This is a genomic window from Mycobacterium europaeum (assembly GCF_002102155.1).
Taxonomy (GTDB): domain Bacteria; phylum Actinomycetota; class Actinomycetes; order Mycobacteriales; family Mycobacteriaceae; genus Mycobacterium; species Mycobacterium europaeum.
Window position 1 is genome coordinate 45,070 of sequence record NZ_LQOU01000043.1, and the last position, 20,413, is coordinate 65,482.

Below are 20,413 nucleotides of genomic sequence, written 5' to 3' on the forward strand. Positions count from 1 at the left end.
CTATTCCCTCAGCGCGCCGTGGGCCAGTTCGTCGAAGCGCTCCAGCGCCTCGTCGCGGTCGGCATCGATGCCGCGCAGCGCCCCGCGGTCGGCGAGATACCGCTGCGCGTGGAGCCGGGCGACCAGCGCCTTGCGCTCCCCGCCGCGGGCGGCGCGTTCCCAGGCGGCCTGCTCGATGAGCAGTGCGCCCGCGTAGACGTCGCCCATGAATTGGGCCAGCGGGAACAGCCGCGCCTCGGCCAGGTCGCGGTCCAGTTTGGACCAGGCGGTGATCGCCGCGTCCAGGTCCTCGATGCGCCCCGCGACCAGCCGGGTGGTGTCGTCGTCGTCGGAGACCGAGACCGCGTCGCGCAGCCGCGCCAACAATGCCTCGTGCGCGCGGGCCTGTTCGATGCCGCGCCGCACATCCAGGCACAGGATATTGTCGGGCCCCTCCCAGATGGTGTTGACCTGGGCGTCGCGCAGCAGCCGGGCCACCGGCCAGGTCTCGATATAGCCGTTGCCGCCGTGGATTTCGATGGCATCGGACGCCGCGGTGATCCCGATCCGGCACACCTTGAGCTTGGTGACCGGCACCGCGATGCGCTGCCGCATGCCGCGGGGCTGGTGGTGATTGCTGGCGCCGGTGCCGTCGAAAACCATTGCCTGCGCGGCTTCGACGTCCACGATCAGCTCGGCGAGCTTGCGCCGCATCAGCGGCTTGTCGATGAGCGCGCCGCCGAACGCGTGCCGCCGCCGGGCATAACACAGCGACTCGACCAGGGCACGGCGCGCGTTGCCGAGCCCGAACAGGGCGATGCCCAGGCGCGCGGCGTTGGTCAGCTCCATCATGCGGCCCAGCCCCTTGCCGTCGGACGGGCCCGCCTCCCCGGTCGGTTCGCCGGACAGCAGAAACGCCTCGGCGTCAACGAATTCCACCTCGCCGGACGCCACCGAGCGGGTGCCGAGCTTGTCCTTGAGGCGGCGCACCCGCACCCCGTTGCGCGACCCGTCGCGGCGGGTGCGCAGCACCAGGAAGTTGGCGACGCCGCGCGTGGAGTCGGGCGCTCCCTCCGGTTTGGCCAGCACGACGAACGCCTCGCCGGCGCAGTTGGAGGCAAACCACTTGAAGCCGTTGAGAATCCAGGAGTCGCCAACGCGTGTCGCCGTGGTCTCCAGCGCGCCCAGGTCCGAACCGCCCGTGCGTTCGGTCAGCAGCTGCGCCGTCTCGCCGGCCCACTCGCCCGAGGCGAATTTGGCCAGCACGTGGTCTCGCACGTCGGCAGGCGCGTAGGCGGCCACCAGCGACTGGACCATGCCGCCGCCCGTGCCGAGCGCGCAGCCCATCCCGATATCGGCCTGGTTGAGCAGATAATTCGACGCGAACAGGCCCAGACCCGAGCTCACCTTGGCGCCCCGCGCGTCGTTGCGCAGGGCCTGCTGGGCGTCCAGGACCGCGCGCTTGGACTGGGTGAAGGAGGCCGGCATGACGACCTCGCTGACGTCGTGCCCCCAACGGTCGTAGCGCTCCAGCCGGGGCGGGTTGCGGTCGGTCTCCTCCGCCCATCTCGCGACCGGTCCGCCCATCAGCTCGCCCATGCGCACCAGGTGCGGCTCGACGACCGCAAGCTCGTCGGGCTGCAGGTAGTACGCCATGGTGAACTGCAGCGTGGGATCGGTGAGGTACCAGTTGAGACCCACGGCCCCGCGGTAGTTCTCGGTCCGGTAGCGCTGCGCCTTCTCCTCGGTGGAGAAGGGCAGCCGGTCCACCGCCTCAACGGCGTAGTCGCTCATGGCAGAGACGCTACGCGTTGGCGAGGAAAAGCAGGCGCACCCGGCCGAGCTGGATTTCGTCGCCGTCGGTCAGCACGGCGGAGTCGACGGCCTCGCGGTTGAGATACGTGTGGTTCATACTGCCCACGTCGACGATGCGGAATTCGCCGCCCTCGCTGAGGAATTCGGCGTGCCGGCGGCTGACCGTGATGTCGTCGAGGTAGATGTCGCTTTCCGGATGCCGACCCGCTGACATCACGGGTTGGGTCAAGGCGAACCGCGACCCGGTGTTAGGCCCGCGCGTGACGACGAGCAGCGCGGAGCCCGGACTCAACGGCGGCCTGTTCTCGACCGCCGCCTCCGCGGCGGCAGTTGCCGGCGCGTCGAATTCGGCGGTGACGGCAGTGCCCATGTCGCCGGTCAGCTCCTCCGAACCCTCCCGCTCGGTCGGCCGGCGCGGCGTCGACTCCTCGTCGCTCACGCGGCGCGAGGCAGGTCCGGATTCGCCGCTGCCGCTTGCGATGTCGGCCGCTGCGGTGCGGGCGCCCAGCCGACGTAGGCCAGGTAGAGGCCGACGAAGGCGAAGATCACGCACAACGTGATCCACCAGGCCTGCGCGCCGATCATGTCGTTCGCCAGCGAGGCGAAGAACTTGGGAAAGGCCACCAGCAGCACCCCGCGTAGCACGATCAGCCAGCCGAGCAGGGAAACGATGACGGCCGCGGCGCCGCGCCAGCTCTGGTGCGCCGCAACGATGCTCAGGCCGAACAGCAAGATGAAGGCGCCCGACACGAAGGTCCACATGGAATTCGCCTCGAACTGCGACAGCAGCGACTGCATGTCGGAGGCGCGCGCCACCGCCGTCACGTCGACGACGAGGAGGAAGGGACCGAGCACGCGCGAGAAAAAGCGCGTCGCGGTCTGTGACTGGGGTGAATCGTTCATTGCCGTGCCTCTCATCCGCCGCCGGTCATTCGGCGATCCCCTTTATCGGAGCACTTGACCGAGGCGGCGAGATAGGGACTTTTGGCACTCCGTCGGCCGACCGAAGTTATGGCGGGGCGGCGGTTATACCGGCGCCACGAACTCGGAGGTGTAAAACTCCGCCGGATTCTGCGAGTTCGCGTTTCGCCGCTCGATAATCACCCACACGCCGGTCGTGCCGGGCCGAATGGTGTCTTGCACGGTCGCCGTGCCATTGCCCGCCGCGTCGGTGTCCATGCCGGAGAAGGCGGTGCCCGGGTCGCCGGGTCCGCACGTGCTCGCCGCCGGCCGGGGCATCTGGATCAGCCCGACGTCGAAGTGGGTGCCGGGCTCGGGTTCGTCGTACAGATGCACCTCGGCGACCGCTCTCGACCCGGAGGTATTGATCAGGGCGGAACCGGTGCCGAGCATCGGCCGCGGCACCTGGGGCGCGACGCTGACGCGGCTGAAATCGCAGCGCCGCAAGTAGTTGTCCAGGGCTACCGTGGTGCCGCCCTCGGCCGCCGCCCCGATGATCTCGAACGTGGCCGCCGGGGTGATCACCGTGATGGTCACCGCGGCACATGTTCCCAGCCTTCTCAGCGCGCTCATGGGGTCACCTATTGTTCCTGTGTGAAGTGGATCACAGCGAAATAGGTATTAGCCCGGGTGCGGCGAAATCAAACCTTTTTTCAAACAATTACTCAATCGTCAATTTCCGCGCTTTATTTGGCGGCTGACGAATTACGGCCAGACTCCGATAAAGCCCGTCAGGGTTTAATGCGGATGGGCCCCGGAGACCACCAGCCGGTGCGGGTCGCGGTGCCGAGCTCGAGCTGCGCGGGCTGGGCATCGGCGACGGTCTCGAACTTGCGCAGCGAGCCCCAGTCCCGTCCCCAGTCGTGGGACAGGTAGGTCGACATCACGTGCGCCCGTAGCAGCAGGTCGGTGATGCCCAGCAGGCCGCCGTTCACGCCGTCCTGCCAGGTGTCGGTGTCCTGTTTCTTGGCGTTGTAGTCCGGGGTGATGCGGAACTTGGGGATTTCGGTGACGCCGTTGACGTGCAGCATGGGCTGCTGGCACGGGAAGGCCAGCCCGACCGCCCAGTCCATCAGCACCGGCTGTCGGGAACCCACGTACTCCTGCAACGAGCGCAGTTCCGGCACGCGCGGCGGGGTCAGCGCGATCCAGTCATCCGGCGTCAGGGACAGGTCCTCGGCGACCACGCGCACCGCGACCGCGTCGGCGGGGATCTGGGAGCGGGGGAACCGAAGGTTGCGCCACACCTTGGGCTGCTGACCGTACAGGTCGTAGGGCACCAGCCTTCCGGCCGGCAGCACGGAGCCGTCGGGACCGGGCCTGCCGATTTCCAATTCCACGGTCTGCCCGTTGGTGTGGTGATGCAGGATGCTGTTGCCGGCGATCGTGCCCGCGGCGGTCACCACCACCAGCGGGTGGGCGTCGTCGGGCTTCGGCAGCTGGTACCACGCCGAGGTCAGCTTGCTCTGCTGTTGCGCGCCGGTGGTGTAGCTGCCGGCCAGCGGAACCTGATCGGGGTTGAGGCCATAGGGCAGCGGCACCGTCGACCCGTTGATGCCCGGCGCCGCCAGTTTGAGCGGCGCGTCCCAGTCGTAGTCGGTGCCGGGCTGCGGCACCGATGTCTCCTTGACCGACTCGGCCAGGGTGCGGTCCGGCACGCCGTTGGGGGTGAAGCCGGTGGGGTTGACACCGCCCAGCGGGCCCAGGGGGCCCCAGTTGCCGGGCAGGGCCGCCATGAAGCCCGCGTTGCTGTCAGGCTCGACGAGAATGTCGTCGGCCAGACCGCATCCCCCGCTGAACTCGCGCAGGTTGTCCCAGGCGTTGGAGTAGGTGGGGTACTGACGGACGATGCCGGCCACCATGGAGGCCACGAACACCAACGCCATGAAGCCCGCGGCAATGGGGATGGGCGCCGCCGTCAGCGCTCGCGCCAGTCGGCCCTCGCCATGGCCGGTGTCGGCGAAGTGCAGCCACGCCGCGTACACCGCGGCGATCACGAACAGCACGAAAAATATTGTGCTGACGGTGATTCCGCCGACCTTCGGCATGCTGCTGTTGAACGGCACACCGTAGCTGGAGACGTACCACCAACCGTTGGTGGTGGCGAAGCACAACGCCAAGATGAACAGCACCGCCGCCAGGAACGCCATCCGGTTTCGCGACCAGCGCAGCACCTTCGGCGACACCAGCACCGTCGTCAGCGCCGCCATCGCGGCGCCCACCGCCGCGAACAGCCCGAAGTGGTGCACCCACTTGGTCGGGGTGAACATCAGGAAGAACATGGTGCCGAAGATGACGCCCATCAGACGCCAGGCCGGTCCGCGGGCGACCCCGGGAACCCGCTTGCGCCGCAACATGATGAACATGGCGGTGAAGAGGCACAGCGCGGTGATCAGGAAGCCGAAGCGGCGCGAGAGCGAGCCGTCGACGGTGGGCAGGATCAGGTAGTAGTAGCGCAGGTTCTCGGTGTACCAGGCCTGGCTGGGCCCGATGTCGGTGCGAATCCTGGTGGCCTCCAACACCGTTGCCAGCGTCTGGTCGGCGAACACCACGGTCAGGATCACGGTGCCGGCCGCCAGTATCGGAGCCACCAGCGGCAGCGTGCCGACCAACCGGTGGCGGCGCACCAGGATGCGCAGGATCGGGCGACCGCCGGCGACCAGCGCGGCGACCGCGATCAACCCGGTGGGCTGGACACCGAGCGTGAACGCCGCGGTGATGACCGCCAGCGCGGCGGGCGTCAGCCTGCTGTAACGCATCGAGCGCTCGATCAGCACATAGGTGACCAGAGAACCGAGGGCGATGATCGGCTCGGGGCGCAGGCCGTTGTCGAAGGGCATCCACGCGGTCAGCAGCACCATGCCCGCCGCCCAGTTCGCGGCCTTGCTACCGGCCACCGCCGGACCCAACCGGGGGAGCACCTCACGCGAGAGCAGCAGCCAGCACAGGATTCCCGCGATCAGGTCGGGTAGCCGCATCCACAGGCTCGCGTCGGTGACGTGGGTCATCAGCGCCAGCAGGTTGTAGTACCAGCCGAAGGGGTCCTCGGGGCTGCCGAACCAGCGGAAGTAGTTCGACATGTAGCCCGCGTGGTCGGCGACCCGGGCCATGCCCAGGATGTAGCCGTCGTCCGACGAGTTCGCCCCGATCACATGCCAGAGCACGAAGCCAAAGATCACCACGACGTCGGCCAGGGTGAACGTGCGCCAGTTCGCGGGTATGAGCCGCCGCATGCGGTGGCCGTCCAATTGGTCGAGGCGCCACAGCGCGACCAGCGCGACGATGGTGGACACGATCGCCAGCACCATCGCAGCCAGTTTCAGCGTCGTCGGCGTGGTGGAGAACCGGGTGTCGATGGTCGCCGAGAACTTCAGGCCGGGCGGGGCGGGGCCGCTGAGATCGGTGAACACCCCGACGATCTGCGGCCGCAGGTTCGGGTCCGGGAAACCGCCGCCGATCGGTCGGCCCGCCGAATCCTTCAGCCCGACGAAGGTGGCGAAGGCGCCGGCCTTCGTCGAGGTGATCTCGATTCTGGAACATCCGGGGGCACCTGCGGCTCCTGCCACCTGATCCCGCGGCGCGCTGGCGATCACCACGTTGCGGTCGGTGACGTCCACGCGCTTGCCGTTGACGACGACGAACAGCGCGTTGAGCGCGGCGTCCTTGCCCTTCTTGGGCGCCGTGCTCAGCACGACGCCGCCTTCCGGCGGCAGGGCTCGCACCGCGGAGCAGGGCACGGTCGCGGTCACGTCGACGGGGGTCAGCGAAATCAGCGGTGCCGTAACGCTGTTCAGCAGGCCGTTCTGTGGCCAGTTGAGGGTCGCGGTGGTCTGCACGACCGGCAACAGCGGGGTGGCCACCGACAGCACGAACCCGATCAGGCCCGCGATGGTCGCCACCCAGCGCGTCGTCCGCACATCCCTGTCGGCCGTCGTCACGCTCATGGGAGTGCCCGAATCGGTCCCTGCCGGCTCCAGCCGTGCACTGTCATCACACCCTGTTCGATCACGGCGTCCGGCGCCTGGTCAGCCGGCACCAGCCGGAAGTACTGCTCGACGGATCCCCAGTCGCGGTACCAGTCGCCACGCAGATACGTCGAGATCGTCGACGTACGAAGCATCGCCTGGGTGACCAGGAACGGGCCACCGGCCTCGCCGGCCTCCCACCCGTTCGACGACGACGCCGTCTGCTTGTGGTCGGGCAGGATGCGGTATTGCGGAAGTTCGGCAACGCCAAGGTGTTCGGAGAACGGCCGCTGGCACGGGAAGTTCGCCGCCGTCGCGATGTCCAGCAGCACGGGCGCGCGCGACCCCATCAGCTGCTGCAGGGTTTCCAGCACCGGCACGCGCGGCGGCGTGAACGCGAACCACTGATCCGAACTCAGGTTCGGGTCGTAGGCGACGATGCGCGCCACGTTGGCCTCGGGCGGCGCCCAGGTCAGCGGGAACCGCAGATTGCGCCACGCCGGCTCGGGGCCGATGTCGATCGGCTGCACCTCGGCCAGCGGCTGGGTGGTGCCGTCGGGGCGGGCGACGCCCCACTGCAGTTTCAGCGACTGCCCGTAGGTGAAGGTGCCGTCCTCTTTGTAGGACCAGATCGCGCCGGACGCCGACACCACGACGATCGGGCGGTCCGGGGTGCGCGGGGGCAGCTGATACCAGGCCGAGGTCGCCGTGGCGGCCAGCGAGTTCTCGCCGTAGCTGCCCATCACCGGGGTGCGGGCCGGGTCGAGGCCGAACGGCAGCGCCGCGTGTGAGCCGTTGACTCCGGCCGGGCCCTTGCCGCCGGCCGTGCCCGCCGAGTCGCTCATCGCGGCGTTGGGCTTGTTGGGTGACGCATCGGAATTCACCACGCCCGGCTTGGTCACCACCGGATACGACCTCAGGTCATCGCCCACGCCGTCGGGTTTGAAGCCCACCGGGTTGAGCCCGCCGAGCGGGCCGTCGGGGCCGAAGGTCTGCCCGGGCGCCGGCGCCAGCATGCCGGCATTGGGGTCGGGCTCGGTGAGCACGTCGTCGGCCATGGCGCAGCTCTGCGGGGACAGCCCCGAGCTGATGGCGGCGAGATTGGCCTTGGCGGTGGTGTAGAGCGGGTAGCGGAACACCGCGCCCTTGGTCAGCGAGGCGACCTCGCCGACCACCATGATGGTCGCGACCACCAGCAGCGGGGTCGAGGCCAGGACGCGGTTGCGCCGGTTGTCCTCGACTTCGGTGTGGCCGGCGTAGTCCATGCGGAAGTGCTGCCACGCGGCCAGCAGCCCGGTGAGGATGGACAGCGTCAGGAACATCGACGTCACCGGATGGCTCGCGATCACCGGCTGGATGTCGTACCACGGCACCCCGTAGTTGCCGACGTAGAACCAGCCGTTGACGCCGGAGGTGGCCCACGCCAGCACGAACAGCAGCGCGGTCACGTACAGCGTCAGGTTGCGGCGGTTGTGCAGGCCAATGCGCGCGAGGGCGAACGCGGTGACCGCGCCCAGCGCCCCGGCCAGTCCGGCGAAGGCGCCGAACTGAACGGCCCACTTGGTCGGGGTGAACGTCAACAGCAACAGGCCGAGCGCGGTGGTGCCGATCAACCGCCACGCCGGGCCGCTGGCCAGCCCCGGGACCCCGCCGCGGCGCAGCAGGATGACCAGCATCCCGAACAGGCACAGGAAAAGGACGAGCACCGCGAATCGCCTGGACATGGATCCGTCGGGGTTGGACTCCACCGTGAGGAAGTAGTAGCGCAGCCAGTCCTGGTACCAGGCGATCGTCGGTCCGACCTTGTATTTGATGCGCGCCGACTCCGCGACGGTGGCCAGCGTCTGACGGTGGAACACCACGACCGTGATGAGGGACAGCGACGCCACCAGCACGGCCAGCGGCGCCAGCAGCCCGTCGGTCGCCCGGCGGCGCCGGATCGTCCGGGCGATGGCGCGTGCTCCGGTCAGCAGCGCGGCGACGGCGATCAGGCCCTGCGGTGCGAGCGTCGCCGTGAGCATTGCGACGAAGACGGCCACCGCGGCCGGGGCCAGCCGTTGCAGCGCGATCGACCGTTCGACCAGGATCCAGGTGACCAGCACGCCGAGGGCGATCAGCGGCTCGGGCCGCAGCCCGTTGTTGAACGGCAACCAGGCGGCCAGGAACACCGCACCCGCGGTGAACACCGCGACCCGGTTGGCCGCCAGGCCGCCCCGGCCGGGCCCCAGCCTGCGCAGGATCCAGTGGCTGATCACCAGCCAGCAGGCGATCCCGGCCAGCGTGGCCGGCAACCGCATCCAGACGCCGGCGGTGCTCACCGACGCCAGCCTGGACAGCACCCCGAGATACCAGTCGAACGGAGCGTCCGTCGCGCCGAAGTAGCGGTAGTAGTTGGCGATGTAGCCGGCCTTGGGGGCGACGCGGGCGATGGTCAGGTTGTAGCCGTCGTCGGACGAGGTGGCGCCGATGACGTGCCAGAGCAGCAGTGTCGCGATCACCCCGGCGTCGGCGATCCAGGTGGCGATGCCGACGCGCCGCCAGGAGCTCCACCGCACCCGGGGGCGGTACCGGGACAGCCTGGCAATCGGTGTCCGCCAGTTGACCAGCGTGCCGCCGCGGCTGTGCCGGTCGAGCGCGGCGAGCGCGACGACGGCGGTCAGGACGGCCAGGGTGCCCACCAGCATCGCCAGCCGCTTGAGGGCGGTGGGGGCGGTGATGAATCGGGTGTCGATGTCGACGCGGGCGGACAACCCCGGCTGGGCGGGCACCTTCAGGTCGGTGAAGATCCCGCCGACCTGCGGCTTCTTCTCCGCGGACAGGGTTCCGGAGGCGCCGGGGATGCCGACGAACTCCGCTCCCGTCCCGCCGGTGTTCGCCCAGGCGTGCAGCACGCTGCAGCCCCCGCCGGCGACGGCGGGCCGCGGCGCCACCGCGGCGACGGTGTCGCGGAACGCGACCACCACCGAGTCCTTGTCGGCGCGCACGAACAGCCCGTTCTTGCCGGCGTCGATGCCCCCGGCGGGCAGCGTCGAGACCACCAGGCCGCCGCCGGCGGGCAGGGTGGCGATCGCCGCGCACGGGACGGAGATGTCCAGCGCGCGGGGCGCACCGGACACCAGGGGCGCGGTGACCTGGGCGACGTGCCCGTCCACGGTGCCCTGCGGCCACAGCACCGTCGCAGTGGTTTGGCTGACCGGGAGCAGCGGGACGAGCACGCACAACAGCAGTCCGACGATTCCGGCGCCGGCGGCCACCAACCGTGGGATCCGCTGCGATCGCTGATTACCGTCGGGGGACACGAGGCTCGATGGTAAGCGAAGCCGCTTTGTCCGCTGAGGACGCGGGGCCGGGGGCGGGCCGCGCAGGTTCAGCGGACGAGCCGCGCGGCCAGCGTCTGCAGCCCGGGGCCGGCGAGGTCGGCCAGGGCGGCGGGCCGGCCGGTCATCGCCATGAGGAGCGTCTCGCCGGGCCCGGTGACCTCCGGTCCGTGGCCGTGTTCCCAGTCGACGTCGGTGGCGCGCAGGCGCAGGCCCCGGATGCGGCGGCCGGCGCCGAGCCTGGGGTTGCCGGGCACCAGGGCCAGGACCTGCTCGAGCCGGTCGGCCGGGACGGTGCGGGGCCGGCCCAGCGCGCGGCGGATGTCCTGATGATGGATGGTGCCGTCGACGAGCGCGATCATCCCGCCGAAACCGGCCGTCAGCCCGCGCGGTTGGAGGTGGGCGCGCAGAAAGTCGAGCAGCTGTGGGGCACTGAAGTCGGTGAACTCGTCGACGCCCACCTGGTTGGCCCGCACGACCCAGCCCTTCGCGAAGCGCTTGAGCAACCCCAGTGTGCCGAGCTCTTCGTAGCTGATCATGTGCGCGACGACGTCTTTGACCGTCCAGTCGGCGCACAGGCTGGGCGCCTCCCACTCCTGCGGCGTCAGCGTCGCCAGAAATTCCGCCAGGTCGGCCCGCTCGTCGCGGGCCATGCTCATCAGCGTCATTGCCGGCTCCCGGCGGGCAGCAGGCGGGCGTAACGATCGAGGTACAGCGGCCAGCCCGCGTCACCGGCGACGCCGTCGGCGACGGATTCCCATCCGGGGCCGTGGCGGTCCAGGTGGCGATGCTCGAGGTCGACGCGGGTGCGGTTGTCGGATTCCGCGGTGAAGCGCACTTCGACCTCGCTGGTCCTCGACGGGTCGGGCTCCAGTTGCCAGGTGGGGCCGATGTCCCAGGTGAACACCAGGCGGTGCGGCGGCTCGTAGGCCAGGACTCGCGCCCAGCGGCACACGCTGCCGTCGACGCCGCGGTCGTAGATGTGCCCACCGACCCGGGGCTCGAAGACCGTCTCGGCGATCGGGACGGCCAGCAGGTTGTGCTCCCGGGGCTTGAAGTCGCCGAACTGCGCGGTGAAGACGGCGAACGCCCGCTCGATCGGGGCGTTGACGACGACGTGGTGTACGACGTTCGGAATGCGCTGCGTCACAAGTCTTCTCCTTTACCCTCATCGATCTTCTGCGCGTAGCCGGCCAGCGCTCGCGTCCAGAACCGGTCGAGGTCGGCGCGCAACGCCTCCAGGCCAGACGGGTCGAGTTGATAGACGCGACGGGTGCCCGCGGCGCGGTCACGCACCAGTCCGGCGGACTTGAGCACCTTGAGGTGTTGTGACACTGCAGGCCGGCTGACGGGCAGGTCGCGAGCCAACTCGCCGACCGCCGACGGGCCGTGCGCGAGACGTTCGACGATGGCCCGCCGCGTTCCGTCGGCCAGGGCCAGCCACACGTCGCCGCTTTGGTAAGTGGCCACGAACGGTAAGTCTACGCTTACGGATGAGTGCCGGGCAAGGCCCGGCTGACTAGGTCTTGCGCAGCGGCGCGGGATTCCACAGGCCGCTGCGGGTGGCCGTCCCGAGCTGCAGGCGCGCGGGCTGGGCGTCGGCGTAGTACGGCGTCAACCGTTGCAGCGAGCCCCAGTCGCGCGACCAATCGTCCTTCAGGTAGGTGGCCATGGTCGTCGCCTTCACCAGCAGCTCGGTGACGCCCAGCGGGCCGCCGCCGTTGTTGTCCATCACCGGCGAATTGGCTTCGGCGCCGAAACGGTCCGGCAGGATGCGCCATTTCGGGGTCTCGTCGACACCGTTCTGGTGTCCGAACGGCCGCTGGCAGGGGAAGGCGAGGCCGACCAGCCAGTCCAGGAACACCGGGTCTTTGGAGCCGACCACGTCTTGCAGCGTGCGCAGCTGCGGAATCCGTGGCGGTGTGAGCGCGATCCAGTGCTGCGGCGCCAGGTCTTCGTCGTCGGCGACCAGCCGGATCTGGGTGGCGCTGCCGGGGATGGCCGACAGCGGCAGTCGCAGGTTGCGCCACGCCGGGGAGGCCCCCACGTCGGCGAACTGGAACGACCCGCCGGCGTGTCCGCTCGCGGCTTCCTGGTCGGTGGCCCACTGGACCTGGACCTCGCGCGGGTCGAAACGGCCCGCCGCGCTCACCACCAGCAGCGGCCGCGCCTGGTCGCGGCTGGGCAGCCGATACCAGCCCGACCGCAGGTGGGCCGGCACCTGAATGCCCGGGCGCCAGCTCCCCAGCACGGGCGTGCGGGCGGGATCCAGGTTGTAGGGCAGCTGGGCGACCGAACCGTTGATCCCCGGCGCCGGGGTGGTGCCGCCCTCGGTACCGGCCTCGGCGCCGGTGACGAGCTTGTCGTCGTTGATGAAGCTGCGGTCACCCGGCCGCTCCATTACCGGGTCGGCCCGGACGTCGGCGGGAATCCCGTTGGGCACGAAGGCTTCCGACAGCCCCGCCCCCAGGGCGTCACCCACCGGCGCGCTCACCGGTGCGAGCATTCCGGCGTTGGGGTCCTGCTCGACCAGCACGTCCTCGGCGAGTCCGCAGGACTTGCCGGTAAGCGCCTCCAGATTGGACCGACCCACCGACCACGCGGGGTACTGATCGACCATCGCCAGGGTCAGCGACGCGACTTCGAACACCACCAGCGCCCACGTCGCGATTGCCAACGGGGACTGGATGATTCCCGCTGCCCGCGCCCCGTACCGAGTCCGTGGTGGGCCGTTATCGGGCGACACGAAGTGGAACCACGCCGCCAGCGCCAGCACCACGACGGTCAGCCCGAGCAGCGCGGTGGCGAACGCATAGTGCCATGCCGGGAACGAATTCGACCACGGCACACCGAAATTCGATACGTACCACCAGCCGTTGACGCTGGCGAACGACAGCGCCACCAGGAACAGCACCGCCGCGGCGAACATGGTGCGGTTGCGGCGGGACCGCATCGCCGCCGCGGTCACGGCGACCGCGGCCAGCGCACCCAGCGACCCGGCCAGCCCGGCGAACACGCCGAAGTGGTGGGTCCACTTGGTCGGGGTGAACATCATCGCGATGAACGAGATGATGGTGATCCCGACGATGCGGCGGCTCGGCCCCGCGGCCGTGCCCGGAATCCGGCCCTTGCGCAACGACATGGCGACCGTGATGCCGAGCGCCAGGACGAGCGCCAACACGGCGAAGCGGCGGGCGACCGATCCGTCGGGGCTGGCCATGAACAGCCGCTCGTAGCGGATGTGTTCGTCGAACCAGCTCAGGCTGGGCCCCACGGCGCGCTTGAGCATGCTGGCCTGCACCTCGCCGGCCAGGGTCTGGTCGCGGAAGATCAGGATGGCGGTGACGGTGACCGCGGCGAACAGGGGCGCGACCAACGGCAGCGCGCCGAACAGTTTGGATCGGCGGTGCAGGATGGTCCGCAACGGCCCGATCGCGACCAGCAGGGCACCGATCGAGGCGATGCCCGTCGGCCCGGAGAACAGCGTCAGGGCGCCGATGATGCAGGCGACCGCCACCGGCAGCAACCGGCTGGTGGCCACCGCGCGTTCGACCGAGCACCAGGTCAGCAGGATGCCGAGCGCGATGATCGGCTCGGGCCGCAGGCCGTTGTTGAGCGGCAGCCACACGGCCAGGAACATGCCGGCCGCCGTCCAGGCCGCCCCGCGGTTGTGTTTGACGGCGTGGCCCAGGCGGGGAATGACCTCGCGGCTGATTACCCACCAGCACGTCAGCGCCATCGCCAGGGTGGGCAGCCGCATCCAGATGCTGGCGGTGCTGACGTGCGCCCACAGGGCCAGCAGGTCGTAGTACCAGCCGAAGGGGGCCTCCGGCGTGCCGAACCAGCGGTAGTAGTTGGCCATGTAGCCGGCGTGCTCGGACACCCGGGCCATGGTCAGGATGTAGCCGTCGTCGGAGGTATTGGCGCCGACGAACTGCCACCACACCAGCACCGCGATCACCAGCGCGTCCAGCGCGCTGACCGACCACCAGCGCGACGGCAGGAAGCGATGGTGCCGGGTGCCGTCGGCGGTGTCGAGCAGGTGCAGCGCGACCAGGGCGGCGGCGGTCAGCACCACCCCGAGGATCATCGCCGCCATCTTCAGCTGGCTGGGGCTGCTGCTGTAGCGGGTGTCGATGGTCGCCGAGAAGCTCAGGCCCGCCGGCGCCGGCCCGGTGAGGTCGGTGAACACGCCGACGATCTGGGGCCGGAAGTCGTAGCCGCTCTTCTCCCCGCGCAGCGGCGAGCCGGGGTGCTGTGCGTTGGGGCCCTGGGCCAGCCCGACGAACTCGGCGGTGACCTTCTCGGCGTGCGCGGTGAAGGTCAACCGCTGGCAGGCCGGGCTGAGCACCTGGCTGAGCGGGGCGGTCACCACCGCGACGTTGCGCACCACGACCACCAGGTAGTCGTTGGCGCGCTGGATGAGCAGCCCGCGGTCCACGGCCTTGGGGGCCTGCTTGGGCACCGTCGACAACAGCACCGTCTTGCCGGCGTTCTGCGGGCCGGTCAGCCCGGCGGCGGCCTGGCACGGCACGGTGACGCTGAGGTCGGTGGCCACGTACCCGATCAGCGGCGCGTCGACGCTGCCGAAGGTGCCGTTCTGCGGCCAGTTGAGCTGCGCGGTGGTCTGGTTGACCGGCAGCAGTGGGGTGGCGATGGCCAGCAGCGTCCCGAGCAGCCCCGCGACGGTGGCCACCAACCGGGCGATCCGGTGGTTGGCACCCCTGTCGGTCACGGTGGTAGATGCTAGTTCTTCGACGCCCGGCGGCGAGGTGTCGGTGCTCATCAGCGGCCCGTCAGTGGCTTGCCGGAGGTTTGCGGACGGCCACCACGAACGGGCCGGCGCCGTGGACGACGAACTGGGGGCTGTCGAAGAGTGCGGCCCGCAGATCGACGGTGTAGCGGCGGACGTTGGGCTGGTTGGGGTAGACGTCCTCGGCGAGCCGCAGCGTGTAGTTGCCGTTCGCACCGCGGCGCATGAGGAAGACCGTGGGCGGCGGCCAGGGGCAGGTGTCCAGCGCGTGGATGAGCTCGTCGGCGGACTTGAGCTTGGACCACTTCTTGATCTGGGCGGCCCGCAGGTCGAACTGCGCCAGCGGGTTGGCGTAGTGCGACGTCAGCCCCTGGAATCCCCAATAGGGATAAAAGGACAGGAAGCTGTAGTCGGCGGTCATCACCACGGTCTGGTCGCGGGGCCTGCCGGTCACGGTCGCAATGGTGTGGTCGATGTCGGGATAGAACTTCTCCGAGCTCGGCGGCCGCCGGTCGCCGCGCTGGCCGTTGCCGTCGGTGTCGGTGTAGGCGATGGTGAGATCGGGGCGCAGCACGTCGGGAATGTCCTGGCTGAACGCGATCGCGGCGGCCAGGCCGACGGCCCCGGCGACGGGAAGGGCGGCGCGGCTCCGCGCGGACAGCGCCCGCGCCGCTTCGACGAACCCGAACGCCCCCGCGGCCACCAGCAGCACGGTCAGGGTGGGCTGGAGCCGGAACGACAGCAGCGTGGTGCGCGCCAGCGTGGTCAGCATCGACAGCAGCGACCACACGTAGACGGCCAGCACGCCGATGGCCAGGGCGCCGGCCCGCACCGAGGATCGGGCGCGCAGCACCAGCCACAGGGCGCCGAGCAGGCAGATCGCGCCCAGCAGGGAGAACTGCAGCATCGGGAAGGTCAGGACGGCGCCGTCGGCCGGCAGATAGTGAAAGGCGCTGCCGGAGTTGCTGATCGGGCTTCCGGCCGCCCGGACCAGGAACGGCAGCCAGGTGGTGGCGGCGATGACCGCGGCCAGGACGGCGATGACGGCCAGCCGGCGCAGCGGGTCGAGGGCGGCCCTGACGCCGCCCGGCCTGTTTTGATGCCAGCGCAGGACCGCCAGCCACAGCGCCATCAGCGCGACGGTGAAGGCGCCGAACCCGAACAGCAGCGAATACCAGGTGGCCGTCCAGCCGAGGAACAACCCGCCCCCCGTGACGGCGGCCCAGCCGCCCCCGCGCTCGTCGCCGCGCAAGCCCGACCACGTCAGCACCAGCACCGGGGGCAGCAGCACGGTGATCATCGCCGAGTAGGGCTCGGGCGAGCCGTAGGCGAGCGTGGCCGCCGCGGTCGCCGTCGTGACGATCAACGCGTACTCGAAGCGGACCATCCGCCACCACAGGACCAGCGCGACGGCGACGGCGACGGTGATCGAGGTGATCGCCCACGGCTTGTAGATCTCCCAGGCGGGCGTGCCGCTCAGCGCCGCGGCCCGACCGCCGATCCAGAACCAGCCCGGCGGGTAGAACGGCGGCAGCCCGAGGTAGGTCATGTCGCGCAGGGCCGGGCTGTCGGCGAACCGGGTCAGGTACTCGGTGCGGAACTGCTGGTCGACCGAGATGCCGAACAGATAGAGCTTGGTCGCGCCCAGCGGCATGCCCAACGTCACGACGGTGAACGCGGACACGAAGGCCAGCCCGCCGAGCTGGGCCGCCCAGCGGTACCGGCCGGACCGCCCCCACGCCCAACCGACGGCGACCAGGCCGGCCAGGCAGCCGACCTGCCCCACCGTGGTCAGCGCGTGCAGCTGGTTGGAGGACGGGAAGGCCGGCCACTGCACGCGGGCGATAGCCGCCAGCGACACGGCCGCGACGACGACGGCCACCGCGGCCGCCAGCGCGATCTGGCCCAGGGCGGCCAGCGCGTTACGCATGATCAGATCGGCAGCTTGCGGAACACGCTCCGCGGAATGTGTCGCAACACCATCATCACGTAACGGAATGCTGCCGGCGCCCAAACCAATTCCTTACCCTTTGCGGCGGCGGTCACCGCGAGGTTGGCGACATACTCCTTGTCCACGGTGAGCGGGGCCTCCTTGACGTGCGCGCTCATCCGGGTACGCACCTGACCCGGGCGGATCACCAGAACGCGAACCCCGTACTCGCGCAGCGCTTCCCCGAGTCCCAGATAGAAGCCGTCCAACCCCGCCTTGGTGGAGCCGTAGACGAAGTTGGACCGCCGCACCCGCTCCCCGGCGACCGTGCTCATCGCGATGATCTGGCCGAACCCCTGGGCGCGCATCTTCTCGCCGAGCAGCACCCCCACCGAAACGGCGGCCGTGTAGTTGATCTCGGCGGCCAGCACGGCCTTGTGCTGGTCCTGCCACAGCTCTTCGGCGTCGCCGAGGATGCCGAAGGCGACGATCGCCACATCGACGTCACCGTGGGCGAACGCCTCCTCGATCATCTTCGGGTGGCTGTCGGGGTCGGTGGCCTCGAAGTCGATCAGCTCCACCGACCGCGCGCCCGCCGCCTTCATCTGGGCGACGGCGGCATCGCGGCCCGGGTCATTGGGCATGGCGGCCAGCACAATTCGGGCGTGCGCGTTCTGCAGGTAGCGCTCGCAGATGGCCAGCCCGATCTCGGACGTGCCGCCCAGCAGCAGGATGGTCTGCGGATTCCCCACCGCATCTAAAACCATTGACGCACCATTTACAGCAGCTCCAAACGTCGGGCCATGTCCGATGCGAACACCCCGGAGGGGTCCACCTTGCGCCGCACGGCGATCCATTCGTCGATGCGCGGGTACATGGCGTGGAAGGTCTCGGCACTCACCCGGGAATCCTTGGCGGTGTAGACGCGGCCCCCGAATTCCAGTACACGCCGGTCGAGTTCGTTGAGGAACTCGTTGATGCCCGGCTTGTTGGGGAAGTCCATCGCGACGTTCCACCCGGCCATCGGGAAACTCAGCGGCGCGCGGTTGCCCGGGCCGAAAAGTTTGAACACGTTCAGCGCCGAATAGTGGCCACGGGTCTGGATCCAGCGGATGATGGCCTTGAATTCGTCCATCGCGTCCGGCGGCACCAGGAACTGGTGCTGGGCGAAACCCATTGGGCCGTAAGCATTGTTCCAGCCGCTGACCAGGTCGAGCATGTGGTAGAACTGCGACAGATTCTGGATCTTGCCGGTGTAGTTTCCGCCGAGCCGGTAGTACACCTCGCCGATGGCCATGAACGAGAGCTTGTTCATCGCGCTGACCGGGAACACGTCGGGCACCGTGAGCAGTTGCGGCGCATCGAATTTCAGCGGGTTCTTGGCCAGCTTCTTGGGCAGTTGGTCCAGCTTGGCCAGGCTGCCGCGGCTGATGGCGGCGCGGCCCAGCTTGGGCGGCGGGCTGATCAGGTCGAACCACGCGCTGGAATAGGTGTAGTTGGCCTCGCTGCCGTCGAGGTGGGCCGCGACCGTCTCGTCGAGGTCCTTGGTGGCCAGCCCGTCGGCGATGAAGTAGGCCGTCTCCGTCGGCGTCATCTCGATGGTGGCGCGCAGGACGATTCCGGTCAGGCCGTTGCCGCCGACGGTGACCCAGAACAGCTCGGCGTCGTCCCCGTCGGGGGTGAGGGTGCGGACGGTGCCGTCGGCCATCAGCAGGTCCATCGAGCGCACGTGGTTGCCGAAGCTGCCCGCGCTGTGGTGGTTCTTGCCGTGGATGTCGCACGCGATCGCCCCGCCGACGGTGACCTGTCGGGTGCCCGGCAGCACCGGAACCCACAGGCCGAACGGCAGGGCGGCCTTCATCAGTTGGTCCAGGCTGACGCCGGCGTCGACGCCGACCAAGCGGGTGTCGGCGCTGATCGAGTGGATGCGGTTGAGCCCGGTCATGTCGATCACCAGGCCGCCGCCGTTCTGGGCGTTGTCGCCGTAGGACCGGCCCAGGCCGCGCGCGATCACGCCCCGCCCGTGCGGGCCGCCGGATTCGGCCACCCGGGCGACCGCTTTGGCGATCAGCTCGGGGTCGCGGGTCGAGAGCACCTCGGCCACCGACGGCGCGGTGCGGCCGAAGCCGGTCAGCCGGGTGGTGGTGGTCGGAACGTCGGTGCTCAACATCGTCAAAGAGGGTACCGCTTGCGGACGTCGGCTCAGCGGATGCGGAAGATTACCGCTCGCTGGACGATGAAGTTGATCACCGTCGCGGTGCCCTGGGCGATCACGAACGCGACCGGGATCGCCCACCCGCGGTAGTGCAAAAGCGCCAGGCACAGATGGTTGAGCCCGACCTGCACGGCGAAGGTGATGGCGTAGAGGAGCATGACCGCGACGAAGCGTGCGGTGCTCGGGGCCGCCTGGAACGTCCACCGGCGGTTGATCAGGTAGGCGGTGATGGTGCCGACGACGAAGCTGGTGGCCTTGGCCAGGTCGACCTGGACGCCCACCGCCTTGTAGAGGATCAGGTACAGGCTGAAGTCCACGACCCCCGCCAGGCCGCCGGTGACGACGAACCGCGTCACCTGTGTCGTCAGGCTCAGCTGCGGGCTGGGCGGCGCGGCATCGGGCAGCGGGGCAACCATTGGGGGGAGTCTATCGGGGCGGCCGGAACGGCCGGGGACGCGTCAGCGGGGGAGTTTGACCGCTATCAACTCGACCTGCTCCTCGCCCTGCGGCGTCGAGTAGGTCACCGTGTCGCCCGCCTTGTGCCCGGTCAGGGCCTGGGCCAGGGGGCTGCGCGCGGTCAACGTCTCGCCTTCCCCGCCGGCGGGCGTCTCCTCCACGATCGAGATCACGCGCATCGTGACCACCTCACCGTCGGAGAACCGCAGGGTGACCTCGGTCCCGCCGGGCAGCGTCTCGGATTCGTCCGGTTGCGACGGCCCGGCCCGCAGCCGGCGGTCCAGCTCATTGATCCGGTCGCTGAGCCCGACCAGCTCCTCGGCGCGCTGGATCGCCTCGGCCGCATCGCCGTGATCGCCCACCATGCCGCGGTCGTTCCTGACCTCGACCTCGAGGCGGTCGCGCCGCTGCCGCAGCCGCTCCAGCTCCGCGGCCAGGCTCTCCCGTGCCGCGTCCGCCGCTGATTGGACCTTCTTGCTCACGTCGATGGACCTTTCGTCCAGTTTGCTCAGGTGGCGTTCCAGTGTTGCACCACGGCGCGGCGGCCGCCACCATTATCGGGCAAGCGCCCATCCGCGTTGCGTAACCGATATTCGAGTGGTTTGCGGGATCCCACAACGACTTCTCGGAGCCGCCCACCGGACGCCACGGTCCCTATCGTTGTCACTATGAACGTCGATCTCCGGGCGCTGGGTGCGGGCCTGCTGTGCGCCGCGGTGTTCTGCTCGCCCCCGGCGGCGGCGGATCCGCCCGACGACGCCTTCGTCGGCGCCTTGGCGGAGAACGGGATCGTCATGAACGACCCGGACACCGCGATCTCGATGGCCCACACCGTCTGCGCCGGGCTCGACAAGAAGCAGAAATCGAGCGTCCTGGCGATGAAGGTGATGAAGGACGCCAACCTCTCGGCCCGGCAGGCGGGGTTCTTCGTCGGGGCGTCCGTCTCCGCCTACTGCCCGCAGTACAAAGGGCAGACCGACGGTTCGCTGGACTGGCTGAATGTGCCGCCCCCACTGATGTGAG

Annotated in this window: 16 protein-coding genes; 1 reads left to right on the plus strand and 15 read right to left on the minus strand. The window is 69.6% G+C overall.

Annotated elements, in window-relative coordinates; all coding sequences use genetic code 11:
- From AWC03_RS20170 to AWC03_RS20240, 15 genes are all read right to left on the minus strand, one after another.
- On the minus strand, positions 1 to 1,773 hold the full coding sequence (locus tag AWC03_RS20170) for an acyl-CoA dehydrogenase family protein (RefSeq protein ID WP_085242486.1): 1,773 nt from the start codon (positions 1,771 to 1,773) through the stop codon (positions 1 to 3).
- 10 nt (positions 1,774 to 1,783) lie between these two features.
- Entirely contained in the window at positions 1,784 to 2,164 is a 381-nt protein-coding gene (locus AWC03_RS20175; protein ID WP_142278450.1) for an FHA domain-containing protein, read from the minus strand.
- 65 nt (positions 2,165 to 2,229) lie between these two features.
- Positions 2,230 to 2,697 carry a hypothetical protein gene (locus AWC03_RS20180; RefSeq protein WP_085242488.1) on the minus strand — a complete coding sequence of 156 codons (468 nt, stop codon included), beginning with the start codon at positions 2,695 to 2,697 and terminating at the stop codon, positions 2,230 to 2,232.
- A 123-nt stretch (positions 2,698 to 2,820) separates the two neighbouring features.
- Positions 2,821 to 3,327 carry a hypothetical protein gene (locus AWC03_RS20185; protein WP_085242489.1) on the minus strand — a complete coding sequence of 169 codons (507 nt, stop codon included), beginning with the start codon at positions 3,325 to 3,327 and terminating at the stop codon, positions 2,821 to 2,823.
- A gap of 158 nt (positions 3,328 to 3,485) precedes the next feature.
- The gene (locus AWC03_RS20190; RefSeq protein ID WP_085242490.1) at positions 3,486 to 6,698 is read right to left on the minus strand and encodes an arabinosyltransferase domain-containing protein; all 3,213 of its coding nucleotides are present in this window, start codon (positions 6,696 to 6,698) and stop codon (positions 3,486 to 3,488) included.
- Positions 6,695 to 10,018, minus strand: coding sequence for an arabinosyltransferase domain-containing protein (locus tag AWC03_RS20195; protein ID WP_142278447.1), 3,324 nt, complete (start codon positions 10,016 to 10,018; stop codon positions 6,695 to 6,697). Before AWC03_RS20195 ends, AWC03_RS20190 begins: the two co-directional genes overlap by 4 nt.
- A 68-nt stretch (positions 10,019 to 10,086) precedes the next feature.
- A complete protein-coding gene (locus AWC03_RS20200) occupies positions 10,087 to 10,704 on the minus strand; it encodes a maleylpyruvate isomerase family mycothiol-dependent enzyme (protein WP_085242492.1) in 618 nt (205 codons plus the stop codon).
- Positions 10,701 to 11,186: an SRPBCC family protein gene (locus AWC03_RS20205; RefSeq protein WP_085242493.1), complete on the minus strand. Its 486-nt coding sequence runs from the start codon at positions 11,184 to 11,186 to the stop codon at positions 10,701 to 10,703. The genes AWC03_RS20200 and AWC03_RS20205 overlap by 4 nt, the downstream gene beginning before the upstream one ends.
- On the minus strand, positions 11,183 to 11,506 hold the full coding sequence (locus tag AWC03_RS20210) for an ArsR/SmtB family transcription factor (RefSeq protein WP_085242494.1): 324 nt from the start codon (positions 11,504 to 11,506) through the stop codon (positions 11,183 to 11,185). The genes AWC03_RS20205 and AWC03_RS20210 overlap by 4 nt, the downstream gene beginning before the upstream one ends.
- Before the next feature lie 49 nt (positions 11,507 to 11,555).
- Positions 11,556 to 14,822: an arabinosyltransferase domain-containing protein gene (locus AWC03_RS20215; protein ID WP_085242495.1), complete on the minus strand. Its 3,267-nt coding sequence runs from the start codon at positions 14,820 to 14,822 to the stop codon at positions 11,556 to 11,558.
- 10 nt (positions 14,823 to 14,832) lie between these two features.
- Positions 14,833 to 16,719: a galactan 5-O-arabinofuranosyltransferase gene (locus AWC03_RS20220; protein WP_085242496.1), complete on the minus strand. Its 1,887-nt coding sequence runs from the start codon at positions 16,717 to 16,719 to the stop codon at positions 14,833 to 14,835.
- 2 nt (positions 16,720 to 16,721) lie between these two features.
- Positions 16,722 to 17,486: a decaprenylphospho-beta-D-erythro-pentofuranosid-2-ulose 2-reductase gene (locus tag AWC03_RS20225; RefSeq protein ID WP_085242497.1), complete on the minus strand. Its 765-nt coding sequence runs from the start codon at positions 17,484 to 17,486 to the stop codon at positions 16,722 to 16,724.
- Between the two features lie 11 nt (positions 17,487 to 17,497).
- Positions 17,498 to 18,889: a decaprenylphosphoryl-beta-D-ribose oxidase gene (locus AWC03_RS20230; RefSeq protein WP_085242498.1), complete on the minus strand. Its 1,392-nt coding sequence runs from the start codon at positions 18,887 to 18,889 to the stop codon at positions 17,498 to 17,500.
- Between the two features lie 32 nt (positions 18,890 to 18,921).
- Complete coding sequence (locus AWC03_RS20235; RefSeq protein WP_085242499.1) at positions 18,922 to 19,350, minus strand: GtrA family protein; 429 nt, start codon at positions 19,348 to 19,350, stop codon at positions 18,922 to 18,924.
- A 42-nt stretch (positions 19,351 to 19,392) separates the two neighbouring features.
- Positions 19,393 to 19,872 (minus strand): GreA/GreB family elongation factor, encoded by a 480-nt coding sequence (locus AWC03_RS20240; protein ID WP_085242500.1) that lies wholly within the window; start codon positions 19,870 to 19,872, stop codon positions 19,393 to 19,395.
- 186 nt (positions 19,873 to 20,058) lie between these two features.
- Between AWC03_RS20240 and AWC03_RS20245 the strand changes: the two genes are divergently transcribed.
- Positions 20,059 to 20,412: a DUF732 domain-containing protein gene (locus tag AWC03_RS20245; RefSeq protein WP_085242501.1), complete on the plus strand. Its 354-nt coding sequence runs from the start codon at positions 20,059 to 20,061 to the stop codon at positions 20,410 to 20,412.
- The last annotated feature ends 1 nt before the right edge of the window (position 20,413 follow it).